This is a genomic window from Streptomyces phytophilus, assembly GCF_013870535.1.
Lineage (GTDB): Bacteria > Actinomycetota > Actinomycetes > Streptomycetales > Streptomycetaceae > Streptomyces > Streptomyces phytophilus.
This window is the reverse complement of record NZ_JACBXC010000166.1, coordinates 1-7,845: the sequence shown is the minus strand read 5'-3', so window position 1 is coordinate 7,845 and position 7,845 is coordinate 1. Positions and strand designations below refer to the sequence as shown.

Here is a 7,845-nt window from a genome sequence, read left to right as displayed (position 1 = left end):
GACGGTTATCCGATAGCGTGCGGACCGCCCCGGCCCCACCACCGGACCGCACCACCACCGCACCCCACCCACCGCACTGCCACCGCACTGCCACCGCACCACCCGCCGCCCGAGGTGTCCCCACCGCGGACCACGGGCAGCACCCTGAGGTCGCCCGCAGTCGCCCAAGAGGGAGCGAGAAGCATGGGAGCCCAAGCCGTCACCGCGGGGGTCCTGAGGGAGCGCGCGCCGGACGAGCGCCGCGTCGCCCTCACCCCCGAAGTCGTCACCCGAGTGCGCCGGTCGGGTGTCGACGTCCTCGTCGAGACCGGCGCGGGCGCGAGCGCCTGGTTCACCGACGCCGACTACACGGCCGCGGAGGCCGAGGTCGTCGGCGCGGACGAGCTGATCCGCCGCGCCGACGTCGTGCTCTGCGTCGCACCGCCCGACCGCGAGACGGCCGCCGCGCTGCGCTCCGGCCAGACGCTCGTCGGCATGCTCGACCCGCTCCGCCAGGCCCCCCTCATCCGCGAGCTGGCCGCCCGGGGGGTGACAGTCGTCAGCCTCGACCTGCTGCCCCGTACGCTCAGCCGGGCCCAGACGATGGACGCCCTGACCTCCCAGGCCAACGTCGCGGGATACAAGGCGGTGCTGCTCGCCGCCGACAACTACGACCGGTACTTTCCGATGCTGACGACGGCGGCGGGCACCTCGAAGCCCGCCGCCGTCCTCGTGCTCGGCGCGGGCGTCGCCGGGCTGCAGGCCATCGCCACCGCCCGCCGGCTCGGCGCGATCGTCACCGCGTACGACGTCCGGCCCGCGGCGCAGGGCGAGATCGAGTCGCTGGGCGCGAAGTTCCTGGAGCTGGAAGGCGTGGCCTCGGCGGCCGGCGAGGGCGGCTACGCGCGCGTGCTCACCGACGAGGAGCGGCAGGCGCAGCTCGCCGCGCTGACGGCGGCGGTGCCCCGCTTCGACGTGGTGATCACCACCGCCCGGGTGCCGGGCCGCAAGCCGCCGCTGATGGTCACCGCCGCCGCGCTGGAGCAGATGCGCCCCGGCTCGGTGGTGGTGGACATGGCCGCCAGCGAACTCGGCGGCAACGTGGAGCTGTCCGAGCCGGACAAGACGGCGGTGCTCGCCGGCGGCGTGACCCTGATCGGCGCCGGGAACCTGCCGTCGGTGATGGCGACGGCCGCCTCCACCGCGTACGCCCGCAACCTCAGCGCGCTGCTGGCGCACCTGGTGGCCGACGAGGCGGTGCACATCGACCTCGACGACGACATCCAGGCCGGCGTGGTCGTCGCGCACGGCGGCGAGGTCGTCAGCGACGCGGTCGCCCCGCAGAACGGAGAGAACCGGTGAACCTCGATCTGCTCACCGCCGTCACGATCTTCGTGCTCAGCGTGCTGGTCGGTTTCGAAGTGATCAGCAAGGTGCCGGCGACGCTGCACACGCCGCTGATGTCCGGCGCCAACTCCATCCACGGGATCGTGCTGATCGGCGCGATGCTGGTGACGTCGCTGGCCGACGAGCCGCTGGAGTACGTGCTGGCGTTCGTGGCCGTCGCGTTCGGCGCCATGAACGTCGTCGGCGGGTACGTCGTCACGGACCGGATGCTGCACATGTTCCGCGCCCGGCCGGTGCCGGGCGGCGCCCGGGGAGGTGCGGCGAAGTGAGCGACCTGGAGACCGCCGTACGGTACGTCCTGCTGGCCGCCGCCGCCTGCTTCGTGCTGGGCCTGCGGCTGATGAACTCGCCCGCCACCGCCCGCCGCGGCAACACCCTGTCGGCCGCCGCCATGGCCGTGGCGATCGCGGCCACCGCGGTGCTGCTGGCGGAGCGCGGCGACATCACCGCGACCGGCTGGCTGGTGGTGCTCTCCGCGACCATCGTCGGCTCCGGCGCGGGGCTGTACCTGGCCCGTACCGTCGAGATGACGGCGATGCCGCAGCTGGTGAGCCTGTTCAACGCGGTCGGCGGCGGCGCGGCCGCGCTGCTGGCGATCGGCGAGGTGCTCCAGCACGCGCACCCGGAGGACCTCGGCGCGCGCACCACCGTGCCGGGCGGCATCGACATCCTCGTCGGCGCCATCACCTTCTCCGGCTCGCTGATCGCCGCCGGGAAGCTGCAGGGCCTGATCCCGGGCAAGCCGATCGTCCTGCCGGGCACCCGCCCGCTGAACGGCGCGCTCGCCCTGGTCTTCGCCGGCTCCGGTGTCTGGCTCGTGGTGGACCCGGGCAGCATCGCGGCGCTGACGCTGCTGACCCTCGCGGGGCTGGTCTTCGGCATCACGATGGTGCTGCCGATCGGCGGCGCGGACATGCCCGTGGTCATCTCGCTGCTCAACGCCTTCACCGGCACGGCGGTCGGCATGGCCGGCTTCGTGCTGAACGAGCCGGCGCTGATCATCGCGGGCGCGCTCGTCGGCGCCTCGGGCACGATCCTGACCAAGCTGATGGCAGACGCCATGAACCGCTCGATTCCGGCCATTATCGTCGGCGGCTTCGGCACCGGCGACGACGGCGCCGCCCAGGTCACGGACGGGGACGTCCAGGTGCGCCCGGTCTCCGTCGACGACGTGGCGATCCAGCTCGCGTACGCGGGCAAGGTCGTCATCGTGCCGGGGTACGGGCTGGCGGCCGCGCAGGCGCAGCACGAGCTGGGCGACCTGGCGGACCTGCTGGAGGAGCACGGGGTGGAGGTCTCGTACGCGATCCACCCGGTGGCGGGCCGGATGCCGGGGCACATGAACGTGCTGCTGGCCGAGGCGAACGTGCCGTATCCGCAACTCAAGGAGATGGAGGAGGCGAACCCCGAGTTCCCGCAGGCGGACGTGGCGCTGGTGATCGGCGCCAACGACGTCACCAACCCGGCCGCGCGGCGGCCGGGCAACGCGATCTCCGGCATGCCGATCCTCGACGTGGACCGGGCCAAGAGCGTGGTGGTGATCAAGCGGTCGATGGGCCACGGGTACGCGGGCATCGACAACGAGCTGTACACCGCCGAGAACACCGGGATGTTCTTCACCGACGCCAAGAAGGGCCTCGCCGATCTGAAGACGGCGGTCCGGACGTTCGTCGGCTAGCGCCCCGAGGTACGGGGCCAGGGACCCGGCCGGATCAGTCGATGCCGCGCAGGATGTGCAGCTCGGCGGTGTCGGCCGGGTCGTCCTCGTATCCGGCGAGCCGGATGGGGGCCGAGCGCGCCCACACGTCCAGGCTGCTCAGCGAGTCCCCGCCCGCTCCCGGACGCACCTGCGTCCCTGGGGCGGGCTGGGTCTCCCGTTCCGGTGCGGCTTCGGTGGTCAAGGTGCTCTCCTCCGGGTCATGTGAACTGGTCAGCCCTGCCTGGGCGGCGGGTGTCGGCGGCGGATACCCCGGGCTGTTCGGGTGTGCAGTTCGGACGCGGTGGCGCCGGTCTGGCCTCGCGGACGGTCCGAGGGTTTCGGCCCTTCCCCGTGGCCGGGGGTGTCCGTTTCCCCAGGGTAACGACTGGAGGCCGGGGACGCCCGGCGTTATCCGGCCGCGCGGATCGAATCTAGAATCACGACAAATCATTAAATAAGCGTCAGTACCCCGACGAAGGGACGCCATGGCCGCCAGCCGTACAGCCCGCTTCCTGCGTACGCCGGCGGCCCTGCCGGCGGCGCTCCTCATGCTGCCGCTGCTGCTCACGGGCGGGTGCACCACGGACGAGGGGCGCAAGCCTGGAGAAGGGGTGGAGGGCGGCTCGCCGTTCACCGGACTGGAGGGACGCAGCGGGCCGGTACTGGGCGTGAAGATCGACAACGCCGCCCCCGCACGGCCGCAGACGGGCCTGGAGCGGGCGGACATCGTCTACGTCGAACGGGTGGAGGCCGGCCTCAGCCGGCTGCTCGCGGTGTATGCCTCGCACCGGCCGGGGCAGGTCGGCCCGGTGCGCAGCGCACGCGAGTCCGACCTCGAACTGCTGGAGCAGTTCGGCAAGCCCGCGCTCGCCTTCTCCGGGGCGCAGTCCAAGCTGCTCCCGCTCATCGACGAGGCCCCCCTGTTCCCCGTGTCGCCGGGCGACGCGGGCGACGCCTACCTCCGCGACCCCGCCAAACCCGCGCCGCACAACCTCTTCGTACGGCCGGAGCAGGCGCTGGGTGCGGCACCCGACGCGGGCCCCGCGCGGGACATCGGCTTCCGCTTCGGCGCGGCGCCCGAGGGCGGCAAGGCCACCGCCGAGCGGACCGTGCGCTACCCAGCCGCGAGCTTCGGCTTCGCCTGGGACGCGGACCAGAAGCGCTGGCTGGTCTCGTTCGACGGCAGCCCGGCCGCCACCGCGGAGGGCGAGCGGCTGTCGGCGGCCACCGTCGTCGTCCAGCACGTGGAGATCCGCGACTCCGACTTCGGCGACCGCTCGGGCAACCCCTCCCCCTTCACCGAGACCGTCGGCTCGGGCGAGGCGGAGGTGCTGCGCGGCGGCAGGTCGTATCCGGCGAGGTGGGAGCGGGGATCGGCCGGCGACGGCACGGAGTTCACCGATCCGGGCGGCGAGCGGCTGCGCTTCGCCCGCGGCCCGGTCTGGGTCGTCTTCACGGAGTGACGCAAAGCACACCCCCGTTGGCGCGGAGGGGTTCCCGCCGCCGCTAATATTCTTTGAGTACGAAACCGTTTCGTTCCGCTGACTGGGGAGGGGGCCCGATGGTCGTGCAGGACACCAGCACCACCGGGCGCCGGAGCCGGCTGAGCGCCGAGCGCGAGCACGAGCTGTTCGAGGCCGTGCTCGACCATCTGCGCGAAGTCGGCTACGAGGCCCTCACCATGGACGCGGTCGCGTCTCGTACGCGGTCGAGCAAGGCCACCCTCTACCGCCAGTGGCAGTCCAAGCCGCACTTGGTCGCCACGGCGCTCCGGCACAGCAAGCCGGTGAGGACGGCCGGGATCGACACCGGCACGCTGCGCGGCGACCTCGTGCAGTTCGCCGAAGGCGTGTGCAAGAGCGCGGAGAAGGACTCGGCCCTCCTGCGCGCGGTCGCCTTCGCCCAGCAGTCCAACGAGGAACTGCAGCAGGCCATGTGGCAGCTCATGGTCGAACCGGAGCTGGCCGCCTTCCACGACCTGATCGATCGCGCTGTCGGGCGCGGCGAACTGGCCGCGGGTATCCCCGCCGCGGAGTTCGTCCCGCACATGATGCTGGGCGCCATGCTGGCCCGGCCCCTCATCGACAACGCGCCGGTCACCAGCGAATACCTTGTCCACTATGTCGACGCAGTGATTCTCCCCGCTCTGCATATGAACTGACCTGTCGTTCATTACCACAACGGAATACGGCTCCACCTGGCGTACGCCGCTCTCGTCGTCGGGCTGGTTCAACACAACCCACCGTCGAGATCAGGAGAAACCTGCTCGTGGCCACCTTCCTATACAAACTCGGCCGGCTGGCCTTCCGGCGGCGCCGTATCACGGCGCTGATATGGCTGCTGCTCTTCGGCCTCGCCGGGTTCGGCGCGTCGTCTGCGGGCACCGCGCCCGAGGACGACTTCGCGCTGCCCGGCACCGAGGCACAGCAGGCGTTCGACCTTCTTGAGGAGCGCTTCCCGGGCCAGTCCGCCGACGGCGCGACGGCCCGTATCGTCTTCGAGGCACCCGACGGCCAGAAGATCACCGCCGCCGACAGCCGCGAGGCGGTCGACGGCGTGCTCGACGGCATCGCCGGCAACCAGGTGGAGCAGGTCAGCGACCCGTTCGCGGACAACGCGGGCGTCAGCGAGGACGGCTCCACGGCCTACGCGGTCGTCGACTACAAGGTCACGTCCATGGAGCTGGAGGACGAGACCCGCGACGCCATCACCGACGTGGTGGACAAGGAGCGCGAGGACGGCCTGAACATCCAGGCCGGCGGTGACGCGCTGATGGTCGAGCCCGATATGGGCAACGGCGAGATCATCGGTGTCGGCATCGCGCTGGTCGTGCTCGTGATCACCTTCGGCTCGCTGGTCGCGGCGGGGCTGCCGATCATCACCGCGCTCGTCGGCGTCGGCATCGGCATCGCCTCGATCGCCGCGCTGGCGAACGTGCTCGACCTGTCCGCCACCACCTCCACGCTGGCGATGATGATCGGCCTGGCGGTCGGCATCGACTACGCCCTGTTCATCGCCTCCCGCTACCGGGCGGAGCTGACGGAGGGCCACTCCCGCGAGGAGGCGGCGGGCCGCGCCGTCGGCACGGCCGGCTCGGCGGTGGTCTTCGCGGGCCTCACCGTGATCATCGCGCTGGCGGGCCTGGCGGTCGTCAACATCCCGATCCTGACGAAGATGGGTCTGGCCGCGGCCGGTACGGTCGCGCTGGCCGTGCTCATCGCGCTCACGCTGGTCCCGGCCGCGCTCGGCATCGTGGGCAAGCGGATCTACGGCCGCAAGGTGCGCAAGGCCAACCCGGAGACCGGCGCCCCGAAGGCGTCCGACCACGACGCCAAGCCGAACATGGGCACCCGCTGGGCCCGTCAGGTGCTCAAGCGCCCGGTCCTGGTGCTCGGCGCCGCGATCATCGGGCTCGGCGTGCTGGCCGCGCCGGTGGCGAGCATGGAACTGGGCCTGCCCGACGAGGGCAGCAGCCCGACGGACACCACGCAACGCAAGGCGTACGACATGCTGTCCGAGGCGTTCGGCCCGGGCTTCAACGGCCCGGTCACCGGTGTCATCGACGCCACCGAGACGGAGAACCCGCAGCAGGCGGCCGACGACGCCGTCGCGCGGATCTCCGACGTGGACGGCGTCGTCTCGGTCACCCCCGCCGCGTTCAACGAGGCCGGGGACACCGCGACCGTCATGGTCACCCCGGCCAGCGGGCCGAGCGACACCGACACCGAGAAGGTGGTCCGCGAGATCCGCGACCTGTCGTCGAACCTGCAGGACGAGACCGGCGCGGACCTGTACCTCACGGGCAGCACCGCGGTGAACATCGACTTCTCCAAGGTGCTCGACGACGCGCTGGTGCCGTACCTGGCACTGGTCGTCGGCCTGGCGTTCGTCCTGCTGATGCTGGTGTTCCGCTCCCTGCTGGTGCCGCTGAAGGCCGCGCTCGGCTTCCTGTTCTCCGTGCTGGCCGCGCTCGGCGCCGTCGTCGCGGTGTTCCAGTGGGGCTGGCTCGCCGGGGTCTTCGGGATCGAGGAGACCGGTCCGATCATGTCGATGATGCCGATCTTCCTGATCGGCGTGGTCTTCGGCCTGGCGATGGACTACGAGGTCTTCCTCGTCAGCCGGATGCGCGAGGCGTACGTCCACGGAGAGTCGGCCGGCGACGCCGTCGTCACCGGCTTCCGGTACGGCGCCCGGGTGGTCACCGCGGCCGCGATCATCATGATCAGCGTCTTCGCCGGCTTCATCGGCGCAGGCGACGACATGGTGAAGATGATGGGCTTCGGCCTGGCGGTGGCGGTCCTCTTCGACGCCTTCCTGGTCCGGATGACCATGGTCCCCGCGGTGCTCGCCCTGATCGGCAAGTCCGCCTGGTGGCTGCCGAAGTGGCTGGACAGGATCCTGCCGAACGTCGACGTGGAGGGCGAGAAGCTGTACCGGCAGCTCCATGCGGAGCCGGTGCCGCCGCCGACCGCGGGCGAGGAGCGGGAGCCCCAGCCCACCGGCGTGCGCTGAGGCACGTCCCGCGGTGCCCACGGGCACCGCGGGAGGGCAACCACAACCCGACCGGGGCCCGGTGGCGTTCGCGCCACCGGGCCCCGGTGCGTTGCCGCGCCGCGCAACGCCGCCCGCTGCGCCGAGTCTTGACGTTCATCCGATGAATCCCTACGTTCCTCCCCCAGCAAGCGCTTGAGTCTGACTGAACCCCCACAGACATCGGATGGATCAAGGTCCTTGAGGGAGAGTGGGATGAACGGGTTTGC

The 7,845-nt window shown here is 71.5% G+C and carries 7 protein-coding genes; 6 read left to right on the top strand and 1 reads right to left on the bottom strand.

Going from position 1 to position 7,845, the window contains the following annotated elements; genetic code table 11:
• Positions 1-183 precede the first annotated feature (183 nt).
• From H5J30_RS11205 to H5J30_RS11195, 3 genes are read left to right on the top strand one after another with little or no spacing between them, the layout of a single operon-like run.
• On the top strand, positions 184-1,341 hold the full coding sequence (locus H5J30_RS11205; RefSeq protein ID WP_181787283.1) for an NAD(P) transhydrogenase subunit alpha: 1,158 nt from the start codon (positions 184-186) through the stop codon (positions 1,339-1,341).
• Entirely contained in the window at positions 1,338-1,655 is a 318-nt protein-coding gene (locus tag H5J30_RS11200) for an NAD(P) transhydrogenase subunit alpha part 2 (protein ID WP_181787282.1), read from the top strand. The genes H5J30_RS11205 and H5J30_RS11200 overlap by 4 nt, the downstream gene beginning before the upstream one ends.
• The gene (locus H5J30_RS11195) at positions 1,652-3,064 is read left to right on the top strand and encodes an NAD(P)(+) transhydrogenase (Re/Si-specific) subunit beta (RefSeq protein WP_181787281.1); all 1,413 of its coding nucleotides are present in this window, start codon (positions 1,652-1,654) and stop codon (positions 3,062-3,064) included. Before H5J30_RS11200 ends, H5J30_RS11195 begins: the two co-directional genes overlap by 4 nt.
• Positions 3,065-3,098: 34 nt before the next feature.
• Here the strand turns inward: H5J30_RS11195 and H5J30_RS11190 are convergent, their stop codons facing one another.
• Positions 3,099-3,287, bottom strand: coding sequence for a hypothetical protein (locus H5J30_RS11190; protein WP_181787280.1), 189 nt, complete (start codon positions 3,285-3,287; stop codon positions 3,099-3,101).
• Positions 3,288-3,570: 283 nt separating this feature from the next.
• Here H5J30_RS11190 and H5J30_RS11185 point away from each other — a divergent pair, with 283 nt between their 5' ends.
• The 3 genes from H5J30_RS11185 to H5J30_RS11175 all read left to right on the top strand — a co-directional run bounded on the left by H5J30_RS11185 (position 3,571) and on the right by H5J30_RS11175 (position 7,597).
• Complete coding sequence (locus tag H5J30_RS11185) at positions 3,571-4,548, top strand: DUF3048 domain-containing protein (RefSeq protein WP_181787279.1); 978 nt, start codon at positions 3,571-3,573, stop codon at positions 4,546-4,548.
• Positions 4,549-4,646: 98 nt separating this feature from the next.
• A complete protein-coding gene (locus H5J30_RS11180; protein WP_181787278.1) occupies positions 4,647-5,246 on the top strand; it encodes a TetR/AcrR family transcriptional regulator in 600 nt (199 codons plus the stop codon).
• A gap of 107 nt (positions 5,247-5,353) precedes the next feature.
• Positions 5,354-7,597, top strand: a complete 2,244-nt coding sequence (locus H5J30_RS11175) for an MMPL family transporter (protein ID WP_181787277.1) — start codon at positions 5,354-5,356, stop codon at positions 7,595-7,597.
• Positions 7,598-7,845: the final 248 nt, after the last annotated feature.